We start from the raw sequence: 24,746 nt of genomic DNA on the forward strand, positions 1-24,746 counted from the left end.
AACGTGGGCGTTGTTCCACGTTTTTATTTATCCTTTAAATCGATATAAAATTTTCCATTTTGGAAGCTGCAGAAAGAAATCTCTCCTGGGTCTTCATGCCCTTGTTTTCTCAGCTCTTCTAACAGCCAGGACTTCGATTTGTCTATCATACCCAGATTATCTTCCTGGATTTCCCCATCAATGATTAACGGTAGTGCAAGGCTGCTGCTATCCTGCTGTCCTTCCTGCTCACCCTGCTTCTTTTGAAAAATGGACAAGGTTCCTGATGGCTCCAAGATGGCATATTCCACATCGGCAATATCCCCTACATCCTTTTCACGCAATTGAAGCAGCAAATCGTCAAAATTATATCTTTGCGACCGCATGGCTTTTTCATCAATTTTCCCATCATTAATAATGATTGTCGGCTTCCCATCGACGAGATCCCTGAACTTTTTGCTTTTAAGAGAGAGCATCGCCAAGGAAATTTGAATGATGACAAAAATACCGATCGGGAGAAGAGTGTTAATCAAGGGATCTTTCGTATTTTCAATTGCTAAAGATGCCATCTCAGCGATCATGATATAAACAACCAAGTCCAGTATACTTAATTCACCAATTTCCCTTTTTCCCATTAAACGAAAAATCAACAGGATCAATAAGTAAAGAAAAACTGTCCTAAAAAGGATGATGAAATAATGTTCCACTTTTCCCCCGCCCTTCACACAGCATTCTTCTTTAGTCTTTTACTTAGAACAAAATTAATACTTATTGTTTCAGCATTTTTTAAAGGAACATTCCCGAATAAAAACTGATTCTATTTGTCCTTTTTCGTGAATATGCTTGTACTAGGCAAATCCCGTTTAAAGGGATTAGATCAGAGAGGAGAGGGGTTAATGGAATCCAAAAGTTTAGGAAGGGCCGTCCTGTACGGGGTAATCGCAATATTTCTACTGGCAATCGTGAGCAGTTTGATATTTTCTCTTCTTTTAAAGTTCACTTCCGTCCAAGAATCTTCACTTCAGTACGTCATGACATCTATTTCTTTTTTATCCATTTTCATCGGCGGCTTTATTACTGGCGGGAACGGAAAAGAAAAAGGGTGGATGATTGGTGGAGCAACAGGCCTGGTTTATTCTTTAATTATTTTCCTGTTCCAATACCTGGGTTATGACAGCTTATTTTCTATTGAACAAATCATCTACCATATTTGCTATATTCTCACAGCTATGATGGGCGGCATTCTCGGTGTGAACATCGTTGGCGGTCCTTCAAAGGCATAAAAAAGAAGCGAACTGAGTTCGCTTCTTTTTTGTTTGCATTATACCCCTGCTGCTGATTCTTTGACGTCGCGAATTGCCGCGCGGTCATATGTAAGACGGCTTCCGTCTCCACATTTGATGACAACAGTGCCTTCATCAAGTGCATCGACAATACCATGCAAACCGCCGATTGTTACTACCTTGTCGCCTTTTTGCAGGTCGCTTTGCATTTGCTGGACCGCTTTCTGCCTCTTTTGCTGAGGGCGGATCAACAAGAAATAGAATAGTACAAACATCAGCAATAGCGGGAATACTGTACCTATTAATCCTTCCATTCATTTCCCCTCCTTTCATGTTCAAGGCTGATGACGCCATGCGAGAGCAGCCTTATTAAAAAGCAGTTTATTTAGAAGTTTTTGGCATTCGGCTTATTATAGCCATATTGCTCAAAGAACTCTTCTCTAAAATCCCCCAGACGATCTTCACGGATCGCCTGTCTGACCTGCTCCATTAATTTTAGCAGAAAATAGAGATTATGGTAAGAAGTAAGTCGAATTCCAAACGATTCATCCGTTTTAATCAAGTGACGAATATAGGCTCTGCTGTAATTTTTGCATGTATAGCAATCGCAGTTCGGATCTAACGGTCCAAAGTCACGCGCAAATTTGGCGTTCTTGACGACCAATCTTCCCTCGCTCGTCATCAATGTGCCATTCCTGGCAATACGAGTTGGCAGCACACAATCAAACATATCAATTCCGCGGATGGCACCGTCAATCAATGAATCTGGTGAACCTACCCCCATTAGATAGCGAGGCTTGTCCGCTGGCAGCCATGGTGTGGTGAATTCCAGCACTCTGTCCATAACATCCTTCGGTTCGCCGACTGAAAGGCCCCCGACAGCATAGCCAGGGAAGTCCATTGAAACAAGGTCCTTGGCGCTTTGCTTTCGCAGTTCTTCATATTCTCCGCCCTGGACGATCCCGAATAATCCCTGGTCCTGTGGACGCTGGTGAGCTGTAAGGCAGCGCTCTGCCCAGCGTGAGGTCCGCTCGACCGATTTTTTCATGTAATCATATTCAGCAGGGTATGGCGGACATTCATCGAATGCCATCATGATATCCGAACCAAGAGCGTTCTGGATTTCCATTGCCTTTTCCGGTGAAAGGAAAAGCTTGTCCCCATTTAAGTGATTGCGGAAATGCACGCCTTCTTCTTCGATTTTCCGGAACTCGCTCAATGAGAACACCTGGAAACCGCCTGAATCAGTGAGGATGGCACGATCCCAGTTCATGAATTTATGCAGGCCGCCTGCCTCCTTGACAATCTCATGGCCTGGCCTAAGCCAAAGATGATAGGTATTGCTCAGGATGATCCCTGCACCCATTTGGACCAATTCCTCTGGTGACATGGTTTTGACTGTTGCCAGTGTACCAACGGGCATGAAGACTGGAGTTTCAAAAGAGCCGTGCGGTGTATGCACACGCCCAAGCCTTGCTCCTGTCTGCTTACAGGTTTTAATTAATTCGTAACGGATTGCTGACAATGTATAAGCTCCTTCCAGAAGTCCAATTTCAATTTAAGTGTTTATTTTACAATGTTAGAACTATAGAATCAGCATCGCATCGCCGAAACTGAAAAAGCGATACCTTTCCTCTACAGCTTTATTATAGGCATTAAGGACATTTTCCCTACCAGCCAGAGCACTTACAAGCATGATCAATGTCGACTTTGGCAAGTGGAAATTCGTAATCATTCCATCGATTGCCTTAAACTCATATCCAGGATAAATGAAGATGTTTGTCCAGCCATTTTCAGCGACAAACTTACCATCATTGGCTGTCGCAATCGTCTCCAGGGTTCGTGTTGAAGTCGTTCCAACTGTGATGATTCGGCCGCCTTGTTCACGGACCGTGTTTAGCAGCAAGGCGGTTCCTTCAGTCACCTGATAAAACTCAGAGTGCATATCATGTTCTTCAATCGAATCCACGCTGACAGGCCTGAATGTTCCCAGTCCGACATGAAGGGTAATGAAGGCGATATGGACGCCCATCTCCTTGATTTCTTCCAGCAGTTGCTCCGTAAAGTGCAAGCCTGCAGTTGGAGCCGCCGCTGAACCTCTTTCCCTTGCGAACACAGTCTGGTACCTGTCCTTATCCTCCAGCTGCTCTTTAATATAAGGTGGAAGCGGCATTTCGCCCAGCTGCTCCAGCACTTCATAAAAGATGCCGTTATAAGAAAATTTAAGGTTCCTGCCGCCGTGTTCAGCTTCCCCGGTGCATTCCGCAGTCAGAAGGCCGTCACCAAAGACGATTTTTGTGCCTTCCTTCACTCTCTTTGCTGGTTTCACAAGTGTTTCCCACTCATCTCCCTCCAGCTGCTTTAAAAGAAGGACTTCAATCTTAGCTCCCGTGTCTTCTTTCATGCCAAAAAGCCTTGCCGGAAGAACTTTTGTGTCGTTCAGGACGAGGCAGTCACCGGGCTTAAGATGGTTTTTGATGTTCTTGAAAACATCGTGTTCTATATTGCCCGATTCTTTATTCAAGACCATCAGCCTGCTTTCCGCTCTTTGTTCAAGCGGAGTCTGGGCAATCAGTTCCTCAGGTAAATAGAAATCAAACAAATCTACTTTCATGTTGTCACCCTTACTAGTTTCTGTTTATTTTGTTGTTGGCCGATCATCTGAACCGGCCGAAAAAGTAAAAGATCGCAGACAAGATAATGCTTGCCAGGATGGAAGTCACAATTGGGAAGTAAAAAGTCGTGTTGCCTTTTTTAATGACGATGTCTCCTGGCAGCCTTCCCAAATTGACAAACTGCATGATGAAGCCAATGATGAAAATGACTGCCCCGGCGATCATCACGAACTTAGCTGCACCTGTCATCGTTCAGGCACCTCCATTTCAAAATGCCGGTATACTGCCTCCGTTACAATTCTTCCCCTTGGCGTCCTCTGTAAAAACCCGATCTGCAATAAATATGGTTCATACACATCTTCTATTGTCTGCGATTCCTCTCCGATGGTTGCGGAAATCGTCTCTAATCCGACCGGTCCCCCGCGGTATTTTTCAATGATGCCTTTGAGCAATTTATGGTCTATATGGTCGAGTCCCAAGCGGTCTACCTGCATTAGTTCCAATGCCTCCTGGGCAAGAGTTTCCTCAACAGCACCATTGCCTCGCACCTGCGCAAAGTCGCGTACCCGCTTCAATAGGCGGTTGGCGATTCTCGGTGTACCACGCGATCTCCTCGCAAGCTCCTGAGCGGCAGGCCAGTCGATGTCAGTTTCCAGAAGCTCAGCTGTCCTGACGACAATATCAGTAAGCTGTTTCTCATTATAGTATTCCAAACGGCTCAAAACTCCAAACCTGTCTCTTAATGGAGCTGACAACGAACCAGCGCGGGTTGTCGCACCAACAAGCGTGAATGGCGGGAGGTCAAGCCTGACAGATCGGGCACTTGGCCCTTTCCCTATGACGATATCAAGGCAAAAGTCTTCCATAGCAGGATAGAGTACTTCTTCAATCGTCCTTGGGAGTCTGTGAATTTCATCAATGAACAGGACATCGCCAGGCTCCAATGCCGTCAGGATGGCTGCCAGGTCCCCGGGCCTTTCGATCGCCGGTCCGGATGTCGTCCTGAGGTTGACTCCCATTTCATTGGCGATGATTGCTGCGAGTGTCGTCTTGCCCAAACCAGGCGGTCCGTAGAGCAGCACATGGTCCAGCGTTTCACGCCTCATTTTGGCCGCTTCAATAAATACCTCAAGATTTGCTTTTACTTTATCCTGGCCGATATATTGCCTGAGTGTCTGCGGACGCAGGCTCTGCTCAAATGAAACATCCTGGTCGCCCGCTTCACTGGAGATGATTCGCTCTTCCATCAGTTTCTCACCCTTCTAATAAGCTGGTTAACCGATCTCCTCAATGGTATTGGTCTATTTTAACTCAGCATTACTTTAATAGCTTCTGTAAAGCTTTCTTTATATATTGATCTGTCGTCAATGTTTCCTTCTTTAAATCTGGAGTTATTTTGCGGATTTCTTTTTCAGAGTAACCCAGCGCCTTAAGTGCCAAAACCGCCTCATCAAATTCGGCTGACTGGCTTATTGTGGCAGCAACCTCGTCCGAATTGAAAAGATTTGGTAAGTAATCCGGCACAAGGTCATGAAGTTTCCCTTTCAGATCGAGAATCATTTGTCTGGCGGTCTTCTTTCCTACTCCAGGGAATTTGACCAGGAACGACTCATCCTCATTTTCAATTGCCTGAACCACCTGACCAGGCTCACCCGATGCCAGGATGGCCAGAGCCCCTTTCGGACCGATTCCAGAAACATTCAAGAGCCTTGTGAAAAGCGCCTTTTCTTCTCGATTCTTGAATCCATATAGTGCAATCAGGTCTTCTCTGACATAATGATATGTATAAATACAAATCTCTTTACCTGCTTCTTTTGTAAATACAAATGGGTTTGGTGTCATGATTTGATACCCAATCCCGCCATTTTCAATGACTATATATTCAGGACCGACGAAGTCGACGGTACCTTTTATGAATTCATACAATTCTCTCGCCCCTCTGCTTTGCTGTAACTCATTTTAACATACTCCTTTTAAAGGTATGAATAAAAATATGCAAAAAGGCGAACGTATGATCATTTTTATAAGAAAAGCGCAAGTGCCTTGGTCAGCCCCGACAAGCGTTGGAGGGCGGACCGGTGAAGTCGCTCTTTGACTTCATCGGGCGGACCGAAATCGAAAAGTATAGCCGACTGTCCAGAAACCAGAAACTGGAGACTCCGACAAAGAAGCGCTTTTTGCTTCTGCCGGCGGAGTTGAAGTTTCGGAGTTTCTAGGAGGTGAAACTAGACAATTCGAAAAGCGGAGGCGACTGCCCAACTCCGACAAGCGTTGGAGGGCCTGACAGTGAAGTCGTTTTTTGACTTCATTGGCAGGACCGAAATCGAAAAGTATAGCCGACTGTCCAGAAACGCAGAAACTGGAGACTCCGACAAAGAAGCGCTTTTTGCTTCTGCCGGCGGAGTTGAAGTTTCGGAGTTTCTAGGAGACGAAACTAGACAATCGTCTCGAGGAGTTAGGAGCCGCAGCTAGACAAACGTCTCGAGCTGCTCAAAGCTAACGCTTCTCGCAAGATACTCGGGGAGCAAATTCAGGGATGAAAACTGGCTAGGCGCTGGAGCTAGACACTAATCTAAGTGGATAAATTTATACTTTCTTAGCCAGTAATAAAAGCGGGAAAACACAAATAAGAGCCAGTCAGCCTGGCTCTTCACTGTTTTCTATCACTGTATATGGTTTAAAAGTCTCCAATACCTCTTCATAACATTGTTTATTCCGGATTGGTATGCCTTTCTTCAATTGATTCCGCTTAATACTTTCAAGTCTGCCAAGGTCAATCTGAAAGAAAGATTGGATAATATTCGAACCATCCGGCCTTCCATTAAAAATAGTCAGGACCCCTTCATCTGACAGCCCAAAATATCCATTTGCCTTTAACAGCGGCGAAATATCATCATATTCCTGCCTGAATACCGCTTTGTTCGCTTCCATATCTACTAGCTGCCATTCGTCATATTTTGCCCAAAAGTCCTCCATAGACCAAATCGTTTCCTGAATCCGCTCCTCACTCATTTCACCATCAAGGTAGACTCTTTGCAAAATGATCGTGACCTTAAGAGGTCCGTTGATTTCATCGACTGCTTCTTCAGGCTTCTCAGCAAAAACTGGCTCTGTCTGAAGTACTAAACTGTATCCTGATAGACTAATTAGGAGCATAACAGCTGAGCTTAATACTTTTAATAATTTAATTGAAGCCATTGCTGTCCACCTCTCTTATTTGCTAAAATTTGTTCTTTTTCACTAATAGTGTAGCCAAAATGAAGTTATTTATCCTATTTAAAGTAACCATGAAAAATAGAAGGCAAAGGTTACTCTGCCTTCTATCTTGCTTACGGGTTGAAGTTTATGCTTTCCCTTGGATTTCCATTCCTCCGGTCATAATCGATATTCCTTGATCTGCTGAAGGTACCTTCATCCTCGATGATCCGTAGTTCTCTGTCTTCAGTATATGGAAGGACAACCTGTTTGATTTTCTTGTCTGTCTGTTTTTTCTGTGACTTGTCCTTATAGGTCACGGCAATTTCTACTTTCCTGCCAAATAAAACTGATCTTACCTTATCAACATTGGCGACAGACTCAGCAGCAAGTCCTACTTTGCGGGCCAATCTGTTATCTTGCTCAGAATTTGTGTAGATTCTTGCCTGGCGGCTTCCCCTTTGCTCACTCAGGTGTCCATGGTAATTTAAATCACCACGGCTGTATTTATTATCTCTTTGGAAAAAGTTGTGGTCATGATCAGAACGCGGGACAGTTGGATTCGGAGGATTGCCGTTTTCATCTCTGGACTGAAGCATCCTCCGTTTCCGGTTTTCTGCAGCCATTCCCTCTTTTCCAAAATTATGGTCGAAAATTTCCGTGATCGCACCCTCTCTGTCATCCATCACGTCAATTTCATTTCCTTTTTCGTTCGAGTAATAGCCAAGTGGCTGCCCACCGTTGGCATTCCTGTCCTGTACAGCGGATTCCTCATTTCCATTACAAGCCGTCAGCCCAATTGTGAGCAAGGAAGCTATAGGTAAGAACAACATCTTTTTGTTCAATAGAAAAACCCCCATCCTAGCTAAAATGAGCAATGATATATGCTCATTATTAGAGTGCGGATGGGGCTGGATTTTCATTCTGACAGATACGTCCAAAAACCTAAGCATCCAGTCTGGATTTTACCTCTTCCTGAAATCGTTTCCTTTGCTGATACTGGCTGACAGTCATTTCAACGATTGGTGCCAGACTATATGGATTGGACTGATTTCTGTCTCTCAACAAGCGGTTCCACTCCCTTAGAATATCAGCAGGGTACAATAGCCCGCATAAGAAAGCATCAAAGTGCAACCATTTATTTAAATGATTTATTTTTTCCAGTGACTCAAACTGCCAACCCAGGAATGGCAGAATCCGATTTGCGTACTGCAGCATATCATATGCTCTCGATCCCGTGCTGATCAAATCGAAATCAATTAAGTGCAGCTTCCCAGCCTTCGAACGCAGAAAATTGTGATGGGCTACATCCCCATGAAGAATGACTGGCGGCTCTGTTTCAAGCTCATTTTTCAACTTCACAAAATTCGTCAGGGAAAAATCCGCCCATTCCAGCAGCTCATTGGTCAAGCTTTTATTAACATAGCGATTAACTGCAGGGAGGTTTTTCGTGAATTCATTCGTTCGATGCCGCCACTTTCTCGCTAAATCCGTTTTCGGCAGCATAGCAGCATACGAAGGAACAAGAACGGAAGTATGATCATGGAACCTATTCAGCAGTTCAACGCCTTCCTCTCTGTCCTTTTGGACTCCATAATCAAAACGCTGTTCATGGTGGTCAATAAACTCAATACAACCATAGTATGACCCATGGAAATGAAGCGGATCTTTATTTTGATTATAAAATCGGTAGGATTGGTCAAAACCCGATTTTCGTAAAGATGAAGCAAATGTTTCTTGAATTTTTAATTTTCGCAGATCCTTATATCCTTTTATAATAATTTTTTTGCTGACTGTTTCAACAAGATAGACATTCCCTCTCAGGTGGGTCATACCTTTGATTTCCACATCGAGTTCTCTGGATAAATAAGAGAAGAGACGATTGAAAAAGAAATCGTCTCCACCCCTCTTGATGTTAATATTCATTGCTCTCTTCATCATCGAAACGCGGCATCGGCATTCCATATCCTCCACCCATTGGACCTGGGCCATAAGGATTCATGAACCCCTGCGGACCCATGCCCATTTGATATCCATGGTGCGGGTGAGGATGCATACCCGGAGCACCAGCGAAACCATGGTGCATCATATGCTGAGGATGGTGCATCATATGCTGAGGATGGTGCATCATATGCTGAGGATGGTGATGCATGCCTGCTCCCATCATACCGTAAGGATTACCCATTTGACCTCCGCAGCCACAATCATTGCCGGCACCCTGGACTGCCTGCTTAGGCATCATTGTAGGCTGCATCATGCCGCCTACTTGCGGCATTTGGTTATCCATCATTCCGCCAACTTGCGGAAATTGATTATCCATCATTCCGCCTACCTGTGGCATTTGATTTTCCATCATTCCGCCCACTTGCGGCATCATTGGCATTTGATCCTGCATCATTCCGCCTACCTGCGGCATCATTGGCATTTGGCCCTGCATCATTCCTCCGACCTGTGGCGGCATTTGATATGGCATATCCGAAGATTCATCATCCATCATTCCGCCTACCTGCGGCATTTGATTATCCATCATTCCGCCTACTTGTGGCTGTAAAGGCATTTGCTCATCCATCGCACCTGCTACTTGCGGCATATATGGCATCTGTTGAGGATACCCTTGTTCTGGAATGCAGCCTGGTCCAGGCATTACAGGTGAAATAGGAACACCGTGGAAAACAGGACCTGTCATTTGCGGTGCTGTATGATGAGGCATATTCCCCCCCATAGTCGGGCTCAATGGCATCTGCATCTGGGCAAAAGATGATGATTCCATATCCTCCGCTGGCAATGCCATGTTTGGCATCATCCCTGGGTATTGGGACATCCCCTGTACCTGAGGGTATGGCATTTGCTGTCCTTGAGGATATGGCATTTGCTGTCCTTGATGGCCATATGCGGGACCTGTCATGGAAGGTGCTCCTGGATAACAGTTATAAGGATAAGGGATCATCGGCTGCTGGTAACCTCCTTGAACGAATGGCATCATTGATGGAGATTCATCCATGAAATCATTCTTTTCAATTTTTATATCGGGCTTTATTTCTGACTTCACATTTGGTTTCATCTCAGCTTTTGGCAGCTGAGGTTTTACCTCTGGCTTAACCTGTGGTTTGACCTGCTGCTTGACTGGAGCCTTGACTTCTGGCTTTACCTCTGGCTTGATTTCTGGGAAGATATTGTCTGGTTTCGGCGGCAGTTGCGGCTTGGGTTGTGGTTTTGGCTGCGGTTTTGGCTGCGGTTTTGGCTGCGGCGGCATCTGCATATTAGCCATATTCATCATATAGTAATTGTTGATGTCAATCTCAGGCTTAATTTGCACTGGCATCTTCGGTTTATATGGTTTAACTGGCTCTTCCTTTGGAACAGGTTTAGGCATCTCCATCTTCGGCTGTTCCTTAACTGGAGCCTCTTTTGGAACTTCTTTCTTCACTTCTGGCATTGGCATTGGTTTCTCTTTGGCAATCGGCATTTCCTTTTTGCCACCCATATTGATTTTTGCTTGAGGCGTTCCACCTGCGATTGGAGCTTCTTTTTTTACTGTTCCTCCAGCAGTTGGAACTTTTATTTTCATACCGGGCATAATCATATCAGGGTTGCTGAGCTGCGCGTTCATCTTTTTCAGCTCTTCAAAGTTCACGCCGTACTTCTTGGCGATCTTCCAAAGAGTATCCCCTTTCTGTACGATATGGATTTTCACTCTGATTCCCTCCTATGGCATAAGTCCATATATTCTATGTTGGTGTGGGCAAATTGCTAACAATCTTCAAAAAAACTTATGCTTCTATCTAAATAAATATGTTTTTCCACAGGAGATTAAGCTTTTCCCATAAAAAAAATCCTCCCCGGTCCGGGAGGATTCCAATTTATGATTGCTCAAGCATGCGGTTAAGGGCAAGCTTCGCGTTTAATGCTGTTTTTTCATCTACTTTTATAACATTAATTTCTTGCCCCTGAAAAACTGAATCGAGACTCCAGGCAAGATGCTGCAGGTCGATCCTGTTCATTGTCAGGCATGGACACATATGAGGATTCAAGGAAATAATCTGCTTATCAGGATGTTGTGAAATCAGGCGTTTGACCAGATTCATTTCTGTCCCAACCGCCCAGGAAGAGCCGGCAGGTGAACCTTCGATCGCTTCAATAATATAATTTGTAGAGCCTGCCATGTCTGACAACGCAACAACTTCACGTGAGCATTCAGGATGGACAATGATTTTCATGTCCGGGTATACTTCTCGCACATGGGCAACATTTTCCACCGTAAAATTCTCGTGGACAGAGCAATGTCCCTTCCAAAGGATGACCTTCACTTTTTCAAGGGGGCCGTCAAATTCAAGGATATTCTCAATCGGGTTGTAAACGGCCATTTCGTCCAGATTGACGCCGATATTAAAAGCAGTATTCCTTCCCAAGTGCTGATCCGGAAGGAATAGCAGACGTTCTTTTTTTGAAAAAGCCCAGCGTACCATCTTCTCGGCGTTGGAGGATGTCACAGTCGCACCGCCATTCGCTCCGACAAATGATTTAATCGCTGCTGTTGAGTTCACATACGTCAACGGCAGAATAGTGTCACCAAACAGGACCTGAAGGAATTCCCAGGCTCTTTCCGTCTGGTAAATATCCGCCATGTCCGCCATCGAGCAGCCTGCCCTCATATCTGGCAGGTAGACCTTCTGGCTTTCGGTCGTTAATATGTCTGCCGTTTCGGCCATGAAATGAACTCCGCAGAACACAATATGTTCTGCCTCCCTGTTCTCTGCCGACAGCTGGGCTAATTTCAATGAATCCCCAGTCGCATCAGCGAATTGAATCACTTCATCTTTTTGATAATGATGACCAGGGATAAAAAGTTTCTTGCCCATTTTCTCTTTAATTCCCTTGATCATGTCCTCAAGTTCCTGGACAGACATATTTTTGTACTTATCAGGAAGCATCCTAGATTTCGCTTCGAGCGCCTCCAAAATATTCATATTCTGCAGCCCCTTTCGTTTCAGCCATCACTTTTGCGCTAATATCCAATGATTTTACGGAATGAGTAAGGAATCCAAGAGAAATATAATCTACACCGCAATCTCTATAGCTATGGAGGTTATCGAGCGTAATCCCTCCGGATGCCTCTGTTAAAATTCCTGCTGGGACATTGCTGATCCATTCCCTGATTTGTTCAGGCGGCCTGTTATCGAACATGATGCAGTCAGCTTTTGAATCAATCGCTTCAAGAAGCTGGTCTTTTGTTTCAATCTCGACTTCGACCTTCACCATATGCCCAAGATTAGATTTCACTGCTTCAACTGCACTGCTGATTGATCCTGCGAATGAGATGTGATTATCCTTGATCATCACTGCATCATATAAACCATAACGATGGTTGAAGCCGCCGCCGCAGCGCACTGCATACTTCTCAAGCATCCTGAGACCCGGGGTGGTTTTACGCGTATCACAGATTCTCGTTTTTGCACTGTCCAAAACACTGACTGCTTCATTGGTTTTCGTCGCAATCCCGCTCATCCGCTGTACAAGATTAAGGACGACTCTTTCTGCTTTAAGCAAAGCGGAAACTCTGCCAGTGATCAAGGCTAATTCTTGACCCTTTACTACTTTATCTCCATCTTTAACATGCAGGATGATCTGACTGCCCTCATCAAGCAGCCTGAAGCCTGTTTGGATAATTTGCTCCCCACAGAAAATCCCTTCATCCTTCGAGATTAAAACCAGGCTTCCTTTGTTTTCTTTTCCGAAAATCAGTTCACTGGTGACATCACGTTCACCTATATCTTCAATAAAAAATTGCTCAAGTAGCAAGCGCAGTTTGATTGAATTCATGCTTACCATCCTTTACGTTTTTTCGTTGATGGATGATTTGTTTTTTCATCCAATTGGCGTTATCTTCATGCGGAAAATCTTTTCGGTAGTGCCCGCCCCTGCTTTCAGTCCTTTCCAAAGCCGACTGTGTGATTAAGGTTGCGGTGATGTACATGAACAGTCTGTTCAATTCAGATGGATCCAAGTGGTCCAGACGAGCCTCAAGCCATTGTCCCAGTTTAAACTGATCAAGCCACTCATTCTGTATGATCAGCAATTCTTTTGTCCGGACAATGCCTGTACGGTCCATCATTGTTTGTTTTAGTGAATCCATGTCTGGAAGCTCACCTTCGAATACAACCTGATTCATGTTGGATTCTCTTTTGACAGTTTGATAATGAATTTCCATGAAACTTACGACTTCTTTTTTGGCAACTTGATGGCTGTTGATCCATTCAGCAAGGTTTTCGCCAACAAACATGCCTTCTAATAAGGAATTGCTCGCCAGCCTGTTAGCCCCGTGGATTCCATTGCATGCAGTTTCACCGATTGCATACAATCCGGGAATACTGGTTCTGCCTTGCAAGTCTGTTTTTACCCCGCCCATGATAAAATGGCTCCCGGGAACAACAGGGATCAAGCCTTTTTCAATATCTATCCCATGCTGTGCACATAGCGTGCTGATCGTCGGGAACCTGCTGTTGAAATCCTGGATGTTGGCAATGTCTAAATAGATTTGAATCCCTCTCCGGGAGTAATCATAAATAGTCTGAGAAACAATGTGCCGTGGTGCCAGATCCTTCAACGGATGAATTTCTTCCATGATCCGCTTTCCCTCTGCAGTGACAAGAACGGCCCCTTCACCCCTTACTGCTTCTGAAATGAGACCCTTCGTCTTTCCATCTACGTAAAGAAGTGTAGGGTGAAACTGGATAAATTCCATATCGGCCAGCTCCGCACCTGCTCTGTAGGCCAGCGCCATTCCATCCCCGGTTGCAGTCTCAGCATTCGAGGTGAGGGCGAATACCTGCCCGCAGCCGCCCGTAGCAAGGACAACATGGGGAGCACAATATACTTCAATCGTTCCATCCGGCAGCTTCGCTTTCACTCCGGTACAGCGTGTTTCATCACTGTTTAAAATAAGTTCATAAACAAATGTGGATTGTTGAACTGAAACATTGGCATTCAGACCCGTTAGCAAAAAGTCGACCATATGCTTTCCAGTCGCATCACCGCCGCTGTGGATAATCCTTTTTTCACTATGAGCGCCTTCCATCCCAAGAAGCAATTTTCCGTTTCCATCTTCATCAAAGCGACATCCTGATTGCCATAAACCCTTAATCAGCTGCGGTGCTTTTTTGGTCATTTCAAGTACAGCTTCAGGGTTACTATGATGAGCTCCCGCCTCCATTGTGTCGAGATAATGGAAATAAGGATCATCACTCGTGGAAACCGCAGCCGCAACCCCACCCTGGGCAAGATATGAATTGCCCGCTGTCATTTCCCTTTTTGTGAGAATAATCACATTTAAATCCTTTGATAATTTATTGGCCAATTGCAATGCGGCAATCCCACTGCCAACAATGATTACATCTGATTGTTTCATATAATGATAGCCTCCTGGATTAACAGGTGTCTTGACATCTATATTTACACAGTTTTACACTGTTGACAAGAGCTTTTATTTTTACAATGGAGAACGCTAGATGCGATACGTGACCGAGAGGAAACCGAAAATGCTAGATTTCTGTCTCATATTGGTCTTCTTGTTACCGAGATTCGTTAGAAAGCCTGACTTCGGGCACATGCTGGCTCTTCTTGTGACCGAAATTCGTTTGAAAGCCTGACTTCGGGCACATGCTGGCTCTTCTTGTGACCGAAATTCATTTGAAAGCCTGACTTCGGGCACATGCTGGCTTTTCTTGTGACCGAGATTCGTTTGAAAGCCTGACTTCGGGCACATGCTGGCTCTTCTTGTGACCGTGATTCCAGAAGAATCAGCTTTTACATGCATAAGCAAACAGTAAGAGTGGACAGGAGCGAAAACCTATGAAATATTTTGATTACGCGGCAACATGCCCGCTTGACCGGGACGCAGCTAATATTTTCATTGAAGCGTCGACAAAGTACTTTGGAAATAGCCAGAGCCTGCATGAAGCCGGGAGTGCATCTGCCAACCTCCTCGAGAGCTGCAGAAAGGAGTTTTCACACCTGCTTGATGTCGATGAAGCCGGGATTTATTTTACAAGTGGTGGTTCTGAAGCGAATTATCTTGGCATAATGGCTCTGCTCTCTGCCAAAAGAAAATCAGGCAATCACATTATTACCGGGGCAGCCGAGCATTCTTCTGTCTACAATCTGATGAAAAAGCTTGAAGGAGAGGGATGGGAAATCACATACCTCCCCTTGGATATAAATGGAAAAATAGGGTTTGCCAGTTTTACAGAAGCTGTCAAGCCGGAGACTGTGCTCGTTTCGATTCATCATGGAAACCCTGAGATTGGCACAATCCAGCCGGTCATCTCTATTGCTGATTTTTGCCATTCAAAAGACATACTGTTTCACACTGACTGTGTGCAAACATTTGGAAAAATACCACTTAATACCCTGGCCGGCTGCGTAGATGCCCTTTCGATTTCAGGCCATAAGTTTTACGGGCCAAAAGGAACCGGTGTGGCCTATGTCAATCCGAAGCTTGCATGGAAGCCTTACATTGATGGAACGGTACATGAAAAAGGCTTCAGGCCTGGCACGGTAAATGTCCCGGGAATCGCAGCAATGACTGCAGCAGCGCAAAAAGCACATTCCCTCATGAATACAGAAACGAATAGAGTTAATAAATTGAGAGAGGCTCTTATTGAATCCCTTTCAGATTTCAGGAATTCAATTGAGATTTTTGGTGCAGAGGGCGATGAACAGCTTCCAGGTATTGTGGGAATGGCGATAAGGGGATTGGAGGGACAATATGTCCTGCTTGAATGCAACCGCAGTGGATTTGCGATTTCCACCGGAACCGCTTGTCATACAGGCATGCTGTCACCAGCGAAGACGATGTCTGCAATGGGAATCAAAGGAAAAGAGGCAAAGGAATTTTTCAGAATTTCTTTCGGGAGGGAGACTAGCCAGGAAGATGCGGTCGATCTTGGGAAAATGCTTGCAGCCATCACTACACAGATGTCGGCCGTTTAACTTCAAGCTGATTTTATGGTAAAATTCTCGAATGAAGAAGTCGAAGGAGAGATCGGATTATGAAGGAACCTACGAAAATCCTCGGAGATGAACGTCGTGCATACATCCTGAAACGTCTGCAAGAAAGCAGCGAACCCATCACCGGAGGCGAACTTTCGGCGATAACGAATGTAAGCAGGCAGGTTATAGTTGGCGATATTACCTTGCTTAAAGCCAAAAACGAGCCAATCATAGCTACCAGCCAGGGATATCTATATATGCATGCCTCCCGTCCTTCTGCAGCGGAAAGGACCATTGCTGTCTCCCACGGCCCTGAAAGGACAGAAGAAGAACTCCTGCTTCTTGTCGATCACGGAGTAACTGTTAAGGACGTAAAAATTGAGCATCCTGTGTACGGGGATCTAACTGCATCCATCATGGTTTCAAACCGGAACGAAGTAAAACAGTTCATGGAAAAAATCAGGGCTACTAACGCTTCTTACCTATCGGAATTAACGGACGGAATACACCTGCACACAATCTCCGCTCCAACGGAAAAAGTGCTGGATGAAGCAGAAGAAACGCTTAGAAAAGAAGGATTAGTTATTAATTTCGAATAAGATATAAAAAAAATCCATCAATTGATGGATTTTTTATATCTTTTGGCTTGAATAGCTCCCAAGCACCTTAACAGTGCACCCCAGTGCCTCTAATTCCGCAATCGCTCCCGGAACCAATACATCATCCATTTTCAAATTGATATCGATAATGAAAAAGTATCTTCCTAAGCCCGTTTTCATCGGTCGTGATTCAATCTTGGACAGATTGAGCTTCCGCCAGGAGAAAGCAGATAAAACTTGATGCAGCGCTCCTGCACGATCTGAAGGCAGTGTAATCATCAGGCTTGTCTTGGACTCTTCGGTTTGATCCATGTGAATATCATGATCTTCCTTTGCAAGCACAGCGAAGACGGTATGATTATAGCTGTAATCATGGATATTTTGCTTAGCCGTCACCAATTCGTATTCCTCTGCAGCGAGGCTATTCGCGATGGCGGCAATATTTTGCTCTGGATGGTTTTTTACATATTTGGCCGCTGCGGCTGTAGAAGACATATCTTCAAGAGGAATTCCTTTGAATTCTTTATGTAAAAATTTATGGCACTGTGCAAGTGCGTGTGGGTGACTGCAAATTAAATCAGCTTCCATCCACTTTTCGATATTGTCTCGATGAACCAGCAAATGCTGCCTGATTGGCACCACCGCTTCACCAACAATCTGAAGGTCTGTTTCATGGACCAAATAATCGATGGTAAGATTAACGGAACCCTCGATTGAATTTTCCAGCGGAACGATGGCTGCATCAATTTCTCCTGCAGAAGCCGCATCCATGCATTCTGGTATACTCACAAATGGTATCCTCTTAGCCTCTTTAAACAATTGACGGGCAGCATAATCCGTAAATGTTGCTTCCGGTCCAAGATATCCAATAATCAAGCCTATCCCCCCTGCTACAGTACCCTTTCTTGTTAAGCTCCTGACCCCAGAACTTCAACTTTTTCTACAAATTCCAATCTTTTCAGTCTCGCGAGCATTTCATCCATTTCGACTCTCATTTCGGTGACATTCAAGCTCAGCGTTACATTTGCCCTGCTTTGCAGAGGAATGGTCTGATGGATGGTCAAAACATTGCAGCCAGTTGCAGCAACCGTGCTCAACAGTTCAGAAAGCGTCCCAGACCGATCTTCAAGCTGAAAAAACAGCGTAATGATCCGTTCCTTCACAATTGTATGGAAAGGAAAAACGGTATCACGGTATTTATAAAATGCACTTCTGCTCAAATCGACACGTTGAACTGCATCCCAGACTGACTCTGCTTTACCACGCTCGATCATTTCCTTTGCCTCGAGCGTTTTCTTCATTGCCTCAGGCAGGACATCTTCACGAACAAGGTAAAACTTCCTATCTTGATTTTGCTTCATCTCCACCACCCCATCCGTTTGCTGGCTTTTTTATTCTTCTTGCTGCCACGATTCGTTTTTTAAAGAGGAAAGCCGATTAGCCTGTTTCCGGCTAATCGACCTTCTAAAATCATTTAAGCCTATTCCACGAATTCAAATTCATATTCAAGAAGCTTCACTGTATCTCCATCTTTCGCGCCTCTTTCACGAAGGGCATCATCAATGCCCATACCACGCATCTGGCGGGCGAATCTTTGGACAGATTCATCCCTAGAAAAATCGGTCATCTTGAACAGCCTTTCAATACTGTCACCGGAAATAACAAATGCTCCATCCGATTCACGTGTAATCTGGAATTCCTGCTCCGCTTTTTCATGCTTGTACATGACTCGGGTTTCATCTTTTTCTAATTCCTCTTCATCAATGAGAGGGAACTCAGGAGTATTTTCAATCAGGTCAGCTACCGCGAACAATAATTCACGCAGACCTTCTCTTGTTACAGCCGAAATTGGGAAAACAGGATGCTCATCTCCCAATTTTTCCTTGAACACTTTCAGGTTTTCTTCCGCATCTGGCATGTCCATTTTATTGGCCACGATTACCTGCGGTCTCTCCGTCAGCCTCAAGTTATATTCCTTCAATTCATTATTGATCGTCAGATAATCCTCATAAGGATCGCGGCCTTCCGTTGCAGCCATGTCAATAACGTGGATGATAACCCGTGTACGTTCGATATGGCGCAGGAACTGATGCCCAAGGCCCACACCTGAATGTGCTCCTTCAATAAGCCCAGGCAAGTCTGCAAGCACGAAGCTTCTGCCGTCTTCTGTTTCGACCATACCCAAGTTCGGTGCAATGGTCGTGAAGTGATATTCTGCAATCTTTGGCCTAGCAGCTGAAACAACAGACAATAACGTCGATTTCCCGACGCTCGGGAAGCCCACGAGCCCCACATCCGCCAGAAGCTTCAATTCCATGATGATTTCTTTTTCTTGTCCTGGTTCACCTTTTTCGGAAAGCTCTGGTGCCGGGTTGGCCGGTGTAGCGAAACGCGAGTTACCGCGTCCGCCGCGTCCTCCCTTGGCAATAACAGCTTTCTGCCCATGCTCTACAAGGTCAGCAATGATTGCGCCGGTCTCGGCATCGGACACAATTGTCCCTGGTGGAACCTTTACGATCATATCCTTTGAATTTTTACCATGCTGGTTTTTAGACATTCCGTGCTCGCCGCGCGGTGCCTTGAAATGGCGCTGGTACCTGAAATCCATCAGCGTGCGCAGTCCTTCCTCTACCTGGAAAACCACATTCGCACCATTACCGCCGTCGCCGCCAGCCGGGCCGCCCTTCGGCACATACTTTTCACGTCGGAACGCGACCATTCCATCGCCGCCGTCCCCGCCTTTTACATAAATCTTAACCTGATCGACAAACATTATGTCATTACCACCTGTCTGAAATTTGTTATCGCTTCTATGTTTCCCTAGACTGATTCCATAAAAACTTCTATCGTCAATTCCCCATCGACCACGCCATCCGAGATCACTTTCATATTTTTACCCGGCTGCTGGTCGAGGAAGCTAATTAAGCGATTTTTATCATTTATTATTCCGCTAAAATCAAAAAAGAACCCGATTCCTTTCTCCTGCGGCTCAATTGTGACGGAGAGATGATTTTCCTGATATTGTTCAATCGAAGAATTCAATGTATCAAAAAGCTGCTCTGTCCAGCCAGTCAAAAGCTGGTCATCTAATCTGTGGAAGTTCTGGGAGTCCATTACTTCATATTCCAATTGGAAATGATGATTCTCCCAATTGCAGGTTAACAATGTAGAGGCAAACTGAGGAAGATGTAAATTAGATAGCTTTGCATCCTGCCTGGCTTCCATGATAATTTCTTCAATGATCTCTTTAGCCCGGTCCACTTTATTCAGTGATAAATTCCCTTTAATTAATTGAAGCTTATTCATCCAATCATGTCGTGCATGGCGCAAAACCTCGATTGTATCCCACTCTTTCTTCATACACATACTCCTACTCATAAGACTGCTTGGTGTAAGTATAACAAAAAAGCCATTCTGCGTAAGCTAATTATGTATTTAAGTTAAAAATTGGATTGCTTATAATATTTATTTTTTTGTTCTTTTAATCAAGACTGTTGATTTCCGTTCCAGGCGCTTCGCTTTCCGCGGATGGCTCGGGAAGCCTCCTCGTCGTCCACTCCTGCGGGGTCTCCCCTGACCCATGGTCCCGCAGGAGTCTACGCGCCTTCCACTACAATCAACAGGATGCTAATAAGGCTTATCCTTTAATTCTTTTTTATATCTAAAAAATCTTACTGCAAGCCGCCAAGCCAAAAAAACAAGAAAACCCTAACCGCAGTGGTTAGGGCTTCTCTTTAGCTTACGCTTCTTGAGCTGCTGGATAAACACTTACTTGCTTGCGGTCACGGCCAAGACGTTCGAATTTAACGACGCCGTCAACCTTAGCGAATAGAGTGTCATCTCCACCTTTACCCACGTTTACACCTGGGTAGATTTTAGTTCCGCGCTGACGGTAAAGGATAGAACCACCAGATACGAATTGACCGTCTGCACGCTTAGCGCCAAGGCGCTTAGAGATTGAGTCACGTCCGTTCTTAGTTGAACCTACACCCTTCTTAGAAGCGAAGAATTGAAGATCTAATCTTAACATTTTGTTCCACCTCCTACTGTTTGAAGGTTAATTTTATATGCTTTCCGTACTCTTTTTCCATCGATTGCAATGTAATGACCATGCTTTCGAGGAGCAGTTGGATTTTCTCCTGTGTATCCGCCGGCAAATTGTCGGGGATTTCACAGCGGAGAAAACCGTCGGCGCCTTGTTCAATGTCAGGGGTGATACCTGTCAAACCAATGATGGAATTGACAGTCCCAATTGAGATGGTCGAAACACCTGCACAGACAATGTCACTGCCATGGGCAGCGAATCCAGCGTGGCCGCTAATCGTAAACGATTGGATGCTTCCGGATTTTGTACGATTAATCGTTGCACGAATCATGGTAATCCGCCTTAATTAAGCGTTGATCTTTTCGATAACAACTTTAGTGTAAGGCTGACGATGACCTTGCTTCTTACGATTGTTCTTTTTCGCTTTGTACTTGAAAACGATGATTTTCTTTTGACGGCCGTTCTTTTCAACTTTAGCAGTTACAGTTGCGCCTTCAACTACTGGGCTACCAACTTTAACGTTATCGCCACCTACAAAAAGAACCTTGTCAAAAGTTACAGTTTCGCCTTCAGCAGCGTTTAGCTTTTCAATGTAGATTGCTTGTCCTTCTTCTACCTTTACTTGCTTGCCGCCAGTTTCGATAATTGCGTACATTCCAGTGCACCTCCTCATTAGACTCAGACTCGCCAACCGCAGGCGTTTGCGAATTTGCAAAGCTTAAATACCTGAAGTGTGCGGTTGTAGCACGGGTGCTACAAACAATAACATTAAAATACTATCATATGTTTAACGAAAGTGTCAACATAATTATCGATGTTCTTTTAATGGCCAGCTTGGCTAACCTGATTCTGTCGAAGCACCAACCTTAAGAATTTCACAAAAAGGTTTCGCCGCGTCTGACAACGAGAATTTTATCTTAAGGCCCAGTGCTTTTTCAAGCCTCAATTTATGGATATCGGCCTCACCGGAAAAATGGTTGATGACCTCATTCGTCGCTGATATGAGGACTTCTTCATAATCTGAGTTTTTATATTCCCACAACGCGCGCTCGAGTCTGTATGCGACGGTTTCCGAGCTCAGCACTTGCCCCGTTCCTCCGCATGTCCAGCATTTTTCAGTCAGCGTCTCGGCCAGCGACTGCTTCGTTTTCTTTCTTGTCAGCTGGAGGATTCCCAGCTCGGTAAAGCCGATAATCCTTGTGCGCCGCTCATCCTGGAGCAGCTCTTTTTGAATGAGTTTCTGCACCTTGTTCCGTTCACTATCATTCTTCATATCAATAAAATCAATCAGGATGATACCTGCAAGATCCCTAAGCCTGATTTGCCTTGCCGCTTCGACTGCAGCATTCAGATTCGTTTTCGTGACAGTATCACGCAAATCAGTTTTGCCGGAAAACTTTCCTGTGTTCACATCGATCATCGTAAGTGCCTCACCCTGGTCAATGACCATGTAGGCTCCTTTTTCCAGCCAGACAATCCTTTTAAGCAGCCGCTCGATTTCCTGTTCGATTTTATAAAAAGAAAAAATATGATCATTTCCATTATAAAACTCAATCTCTATACCTTCAGTGATATGGTCCTGGATTCTTTTCTTAAAATCGAGACTATCTGTAATCACTTCTCCATTTTCAAAGGACAGAAGTGCTGCCACAGCCTGCTCAAAAAAATAATCACGGCTATGGATGATTCCGGGCTTCTTCATTGCTGATATGGCGCTTTTCATTTGAGAGTATTCAGCGCGGTGGCGCTCAAGCTCACTCATGATTGCTTCCTCGGTCTGGTTCAGGCTTTCGGTCCTGAAAATAAGGCCTTCTTCAGGCGTTTTGACCTGGCTGGCGAATTCTCTCCATTTATTCCTGGTGTCTGCTGAATCCGCCTTTTTGGACACAGCTATGTAATTACCCTGAGGCATATAGACAAGGTTATCACCCTGTAATTCGATGATTCCTGTCAGCCTTGCCCCTTTTGTCCCGGCCGCATCTTTTTCAACCTGGACCAGCAGTTTTTCACCTTGATGGACATATGAAGAGATAGACCGATTCGTCTTATTTTCGTCATCTGACAGTACGTAAGATGGGAGCTTATCTTTCTGCAGGAAGCCGCTCATTTCTTCGCCAAAATTAATGAATGCCGCGTTCATCCCTGGAATGACTTTTTCGACGATGCCAAAATAGACATTCCCGACCAGCGATTGCTGGCCCGGCTGTTCGATATATATTTTTTCAACTTCGCCATTCTTGACCATTGCGAAGCGCTTTTCTCTTGAATTTGCATTGATAATTAACTGGTTCATTGTTTCTCCTAATCGCAAAAAAAATGCAGCGCAAAAGGTATCTGCGCTGCATTCATTATCCTATTTTAGAAGGTGTAAAGCAAATCTCCTATTTTCGCCGATAATAACTTTTCACTGAAAAAAGCATGGAGTAATTCATTCTCGTCCATGACCATTTCCTTGCCGTCCTGCTGCTTGACGATGATGGGATGCTTGCAGCCGCGCTGGAACTTTTCCAATACATGGCCGACCATTTCATTCTCTGTTGCGTTGATCGGCTTTAGCTCTCTCAAGTCCAACTGCTTTCCATAATGCCGCTCCATCAAAAAACGCATGAAGATAAAACGCCGCTGCTTCCATTCATAATAAATAGAAAAGGCCAGGAAACCGATGATGACCCAGACATTCAATGTCAAAGGTGCGATAATGCCTAGAATCAGCGAAAAAATAACGAGTGAACCTGCTGAAACATACAATGTACGCAGATGGGCTTCCTGAAAGGATTTGTTCATTGATAACAAAATGAACACCAGCTTGCCTCCATCCAATGGCCAGATTGGGATCAGATTGAACAGGAGGATCATCATATTATATTCAATGAACAGCAGATGCCATTTTTCCGGAAACACACCTCCGATAAAAAGCAAATAGGAGAGTGCCATCATCCAAACATGCTGCAGAGGTCCTGCCAGAACAACAATCAATTCTTCTTTTAACGGCCTGTTCCCATGCTCATCCATTTCAGCTACCCCGCCAAATGGAAGCAGGGCGATTTTCTTGATTCTCCACGAAAAAAAAAGAAGCTGCAGCACCATGTCCCATTTCATGAACAAAAATAATCAGCAGCACCATCATCAGCTCTATAAAATGCGCGGTCGCAACAGCAAGGGCGATGATCACCCACAGCAAAGGATGGATGTGTATTTTTCGCAATAACGCAATGGCTTTATTCAAACTTGATCACCTGGACGGGATCTACGAAGTCATCCCCTTTTTTAATGGCAAAATAAAATGAGCCTTTTATTCCATCCGTACTGTCCATTGCCGTACCTACCTTCGCTCCCTTAGAGATATACTCGTAGAGGCTCACATCGATTTTATCGAGGTTTCCATACCACGTTTCGCTCTTGTCTGCATGCTGCACAATGACCGTTTTACCGAATCCTTCTTTCATGCCGACAAAGTGGACAAGCCCTTCATCCATCGCTTCTACGTCGGCACCCTTGCCGGTTTCAATCTGAATTCTCTGGCCATTGTCGCCAAAATCTTCAAGGATTTTCCCGGAAGCAGGGAGTGCATATTGAGAGCCTGGGTTCAGTTCCTGATTGGTTTCTTCATCTGCACTTTTTTTTGGCTGGGAGCAAAGCAAGCGGCTTGCCGAATTGGTCTTCATACCAGTTTGAAACAGCAGCAAACTGGAATTCCTGGTCCATCGTATGCTTCACATATTGCTGAAATGTTTCTGCTTTTTCTGATGGACTCCGGAAAATGATCGCAATGATCAAAACAAGGCATGCCGAAGCGAGCACTTTGAATAAAAAAACTTCCTTCTTGAATAGAGGATGTCCCCCTTCACCCGGCCCCATGTCATAAGATGGAATCCTTTCAAACCCATGCCGTTCTTCCTCCGTTGAAAATAAGCGGTTATGGCTCATTTTCTCCATTCTTTCCCGCTCTCTTTTCCTTTTCATCATCCTTCTGCGTATATCATCAGCTCTCGAGTTCATCCAATCCCCACCATTCCCCTTGTACTCTAAGTTAGTACAAGTC

General features: G+C 44.8%; 31 protein-coding genes and 1 other annotated feature. Of the genes, 5 read left to right on the top strand and 26 right to left on the bottom strand.

What is annotated here, in order from left to right:
* Positions 1–23: 23 nt before the first annotated feature.
* A complete protein-coding gene (locus FOF60_RS17845) occupies positions 24–686 on the bottom strand; it encodes a DUF421 domain-containing protein (protein ID WP_192470773.1) in 663 nt (220 codons plus the stop codon).
* 189 nt (positions 687–875) lie between these two features.
* On the opposite strand from FOF60_RS17845, the gene FOF60_RS17850 reads away from it, so the two are divergent.
* Entirely contained in the window at positions 876–1,262 is a 387-nt protein-coding gene (locus FOF60_RS17850; RefSeq protein WP_192470772.1) for a TIGR04086 family membrane protein, read from the top strand.
* Between the two features lie 38 nt (positions 1,263–1,300).
* Here the strand turns inward: FOF60_RS17850 and yajC are convergent, their stop codons facing one another.
* From yajC to ruvA, 6 genes are all read right to left on the bottom strand, one after another.
* Entirely contained in the window at positions 1,301–1,576 is a 276-nt protein-coding gene (gene yajC, locus FOF60_RS17855; RefSeq protein ID WP_192470771.1) for a preprotein translocase subunit YajC, read from the bottom strand.
* Positions 1,577–1,647: 71 nt separating this feature from the next.
* On the bottom strand, positions 1,648–2,787 hold the full coding sequence (gene tgt / locus FOF60_RS17860; protein ID WP_192470770.1) for a tRNA guanosine(34) transglycosylase Tgt: 1,140 nt from the start codon (positions 2,785–2,787) through the stop codon (positions 1,648–1,650).
* Between the two features lie 60 nt (positions 2,788–2,847).
* The gene (queA, locus tag FOF60_RS17865) at positions 2,848–3,876 is read right to left on the bottom strand and encodes a tRNA preQ1(34) S-adenosylmethionine ribosyltransferase-isomerase QueA (RefSeq protein ID WP_192470769.1); all 1,029 of its coding nucleotides are present in this window, start codon (positions 3,874–3,876) and stop codon (positions 2,848–2,850) included.
* Between the two features lie 43 nt (positions 3,877–3,919).
* Entirely contained in the window at positions 3,920–4,126 is a 207-nt protein-coding gene (locus FOF60_RS17870; RefSeq protein WP_192470768.1) for a DUF2905 domain-containing protein, read from the bottom strand.
* Positions 4,123–5,124 carry a Holliday junction branch migration DNA helicase RuvB gene (gene ruvB, locus FOF60_RS17875; RefSeq protein WP_192470767.1) on the bottom strand — a complete coding sequence of 334 codons (1,002 nt, stop codon included), beginning with the start codon at positions 5,122–5,124 and terminating at the stop codon, positions 4,123–4,125. Before ruvB ends, FOF60_RS17870 begins: the two co-directional genes overlap by 4 nt.
* A gap of 70 nt (positions 5,125–5,194) precedes the next feature.
* Entirely contained in the window at positions 5,195–5,803 is a 609-nt protein-coding gene (gene ruvA, locus FOF60_RS17880) for a Holliday junction branch migration protein RuvA (RefSeq protein WP_192470766.1), read from the bottom strand.
* Between the two features lie 152 nt (positions 5,804–5,955).
* Here ruvA and FOF60_RS17885 point away from each other — a divergent pair, with 152 nt between their 5' ends.
* Entirely contained in the window at positions 5,956–6,093 is a 138-nt protein-coding gene (locus tag FOF60_RS17885) for a hypothetical protein (protein WP_264647584.1), read from the top strand.
* Between the two features lie 70 nt (positions 6,094–6,163).
* A complete protein-coding gene (locus FOF60_RS17890; RefSeq protein ID WP_264647585.1) occupies positions 6,164–6,349 on the top strand; it encodes a hypothetical protein in 186 nt (61 codons plus the stop codon).
* Positions 6,350–6,514: 165 nt separating this feature from the next.
* On the opposite strand, the gene FOF60_RS17895 is transcribed toward FOF60_RS17890, so the two are convergent.
* The 7 genes from FOF60_RS17895 to nadB all read right to left on the bottom strand — a co-directional run bounded on the left by FOF60_RS17895 (position 6,515) and on the right by nadB (position 14,477).
* Positions 6,515–7,075 carry an intercompartmental signaling factor BofC gene (locus FOF60_RS17895; RefSeq protein WP_225650082.1) on the bottom strand — a complete coding sequence of 187 codons (561 nt, stop codon included), beginning with the start codon at positions 7,073–7,075 and terminating at the stop codon, positions 6,515–6,517.
* A gap of 131 nt (positions 7,076–7,206) precedes the next feature.
* The gene (locus tag FOF60_RS17900; RefSeq protein ID WP_192471536.1) at positions 7,207–7,917 is read right to left on the bottom strand and encodes a YhcN/YlaJ family sporulation lipoprotein; all 711 of its coding nucleotides are present in this window, start codon (positions 7,915–7,917) and stop codon (positions 7,207–7,209) included.
* Positions 7,918–8,017: 100 nt separating this feature from the next.
* Complete coding sequence (locus FOF60_RS17905; RefSeq protein WP_264647586.1) at positions 8,018–8,998, bottom strand: aminoglycoside phosphotransferase family protein; 981 nt, start codon at positions 8,996–8,998, stop codon at positions 8,018–8,020.
* Positions 8,988–10,766 carry a SafA/ExsA family spore coat assembly protein gene (safA, locus tag FOF60_RS24455; RefSeq protein WP_319801541.1) on the bottom strand — a complete coding sequence of 593 codons (1,779 nt, stop codon included), beginning with the start codon at positions 10,764–10,766 and terminating at the stop codon, positions 8,988–8,990. Before safA ends, FOF60_RS17905 begins: the two co-directional genes overlap by 11 nt.
* A gap of 166 nt (positions 10,767–10,932) precedes the next feature.
* Complete coding sequence (nadA, locus tag FOF60_RS17915) at positions 10,933–12,039, bottom strand: quinolinate synthase NadA (RefSeq protein WP_192471532.1); 1,107 nt, start codon at positions 12,037–12,039, stop codon at positions 10,933–10,935.
* Positions 12,005–12,892, bottom strand: coding sequence for a carboxylating nicotinate-nucleotide diphosphorylase (gene nadC / locus FOF60_RS17920; protein ID WP_192471531.1), 888 nt, complete (start codon positions 12,890–12,892; stop codon positions 12,005–12,007). Before nadC ends, nadA begins: the two co-directional genes overlap by 35 nt.
* A complete protein-coding gene (gene nadB, locus FOF60_RS17925) occupies positions 12,861–14,477 on the bottom strand; it encodes an L-aspartate oxidase (RefSeq protein ID WP_192471530.1) in 1,617 nt (538 codons plus the stop codon). The genes nadC and nadB overlap by 32 nt, the downstream gene beginning before the upstream one ends.
* 443 nt (positions 14,478–14,920) lie before the next feature.
* On the opposite strand from nadB, the gene FOF60_RS17930 reads away from it, so the two are divergent.
* Both FOF60_RS17930 and FOF60_RS17935 read left to right on the top strand, forming a co-directional pair.
* Positions 14,921–16,060 carry an IscS subfamily cysteine desulfurase gene (locus tag FOF60_RS17930; RefSeq protein ID WP_192471529.1) on the top strand — a complete coding sequence of 380 codons (1,140 nt, stop codon included), beginning with the start codon at positions 14,921–14,923 and terminating at the stop codon, positions 16,058–16,060.
* A 59-nt stretch (positions 16,061–16,119) separates the two neighbouring features.
* Positions 16,120–16,659 carry a transcription repressor NadR gene (locus FOF60_RS17935; protein WP_192471528.1) on the top strand — a complete coding sequence of 180 codons (540 nt, stop codon included), beginning with the start codon at positions 16,120–16,122 and terminating at the stop codon, positions 16,657–16,659.
* 33 nt (positions 16,660–16,692) lie between these two features.
* On the opposite strand, the gene pheA is transcribed toward FOF60_RS17935, so the two are convergent.
* The 12 genes from pheA to FOF60_RS17990 all read right to left on the bottom strand — a co-directional run bounded on the left by pheA (position 16,693) and on the right by FOF60_RS17990 (position 24,703).
* Positions 16,693–17,535 (bottom strand): prephenate dehydratase, encoded by an 843-nt coding sequence (gene pheA, locus FOF60_RS17940; RefSeq protein ID WP_192471527.1) that lies wholly within the window; start codon positions 17,533–17,535, stop codon positions 16,693–16,695.
* 32 nt (positions 17,536–17,567) lie between these two features.
* The gene (locus FOF60_RS17945; RefSeq protein ID WP_192471526.1) at positions 17,568–18,020 is read right to left on the bottom strand and encodes an ACT domain-containing protein; all 453 of its coding nucleotides are present in this window, start codon (positions 18,018–18,020) and stop codon (positions 17,568–17,570) included.
* Between the two features lie 119 nt (positions 18,021–18,139).
* Positions 18,140–19,432, bottom strand: coding sequence for a GTPase ObgE (gene obgE, locus FOF60_RS17950; RefSeq protein ID WP_192471525.1), 1,293 nt, complete (start codon positions 19,430–19,432; stop codon positions 18,140–18,142).
* Between the two features lie 47 nt (positions 19,433–19,479).
* A complete protein-coding gene (locus tag FOF60_RS17955; protein ID WP_192471524.1) occupies positions 19,480–20,019 on the bottom strand; it encodes a Spo0B C-terminal domain-containing protein in 540 nt (179 codons plus the stop codon).
* Positions 20,020–20,398: 379 nt separating this feature from the next.
* On the bottom strand, positions 20,399–20,689 hold the full coding sequence (rpmA, locus tag FOF60_RS17960) for a 50S ribosomal protein L27 (RefSeq protein ID WP_041964011.1): 291 nt from the start codon (positions 20,687–20,689) through the stop codon (positions 20,399–20,401).
* Between the two features lie 13 nt (positions 20,690–20,702).
* Positions 20,703–21,035, bottom strand: a complete 333-nt coding sequence (locus tag FOF60_RS17965; protein ID WP_192471523.1) for a ribosomal-processing cysteine protease Prp — start codon at positions 21,033–21,035, stop codon at positions 20,703–20,705.
* Between the two features lie 15 nt (positions 21,036–21,050).
* Complete coding sequence (gene rplU / locus FOF60_RS17970; RefSeq protein WP_023627147.1) at positions 21,051–21,359, bottom strand: 50S ribosomal protein L21; 309 nt, start codon at positions 21,357–21,359, stop codon at positions 21,051–21,053.
* Between the two features lie 15 nt (positions 21,360–21,374).
* Positions 21,375–21,455: a sequence feature (ribosomal protein L21 leader region), on the bottom strand.
* Between the two features lie 87 nt (positions 21,456–21,542).
* On the bottom strand, positions 21,543–22,997 hold the full coding sequence (locus tag FOF60_RS17975; RefSeq protein ID WP_192471522.1) for an Rne/Rng family ribonuclease: 1,455 nt from the start codon (positions 22,995–22,997) through the stop codon (positions 21,543–21,545).
* A 65-nt stretch (positions 22,998–23,062) separates the two neighbouring features.
* Positions 23,063–23,716 carry a site-2 protease family protein gene (locus tag FOF60_RS17980; protein WP_319801542.1) on the bottom strand — a complete coding sequence of 218 codons (654 nt, stop codon included), beginning with the start codon at positions 23,714–23,716 and terminating at the stop codon, positions 23,063–23,065.
* 1 nt (position 23,717) lies between these two features.
* Complete coding sequence (locus tag FOF60_RS24460) at positions 23,718–23,930, bottom strand: zinc metalloprotease (RefSeq protein ID WP_319801543.1); 213 nt, start codon at positions 23,928–23,930, stop codon at positions 23,718–23,720.
* Positions 23,923–24,390 carry a M23 family metallopeptidase gene (locus tag FOF60_RS17985; RefSeq protein ID WP_264647587.1) on the bottom strand — a complete coding sequence of 156 codons (468 nt, stop codon included), beginning with the start codon at positions 24,388–24,390 and terminating at the stop codon, positions 23,923–23,925. The genes FOF60_RS24460 and FOF60_RS17985 overlap by 8 nt, the downstream gene beginning before the upstream one ends.
* Positions 24,311–24,703, bottom strand: a complete 393-nt coding sequence (locus FOF60_RS17990) for a hypothetical protein (RefSeq protein ID WP_264647588.1) — start codon at positions 24,701–24,703, stop codon at positions 24,311–24,313. Before FOF60_RS17990 ends, FOF60_RS17985 begins: the two co-directional genes overlap by 80 nt.
* Positions 24,704–24,746 lie beyond the last annotated feature (43 nt).

Origin of the sequence: Mesobacillus jeotgali (assembly GCF_014856545.2) — a bacterium.
Lineage (GTDB): Bacteria > Bacillota > Bacilli > Bacillales > Cytobacillaceae > Mesobacillus.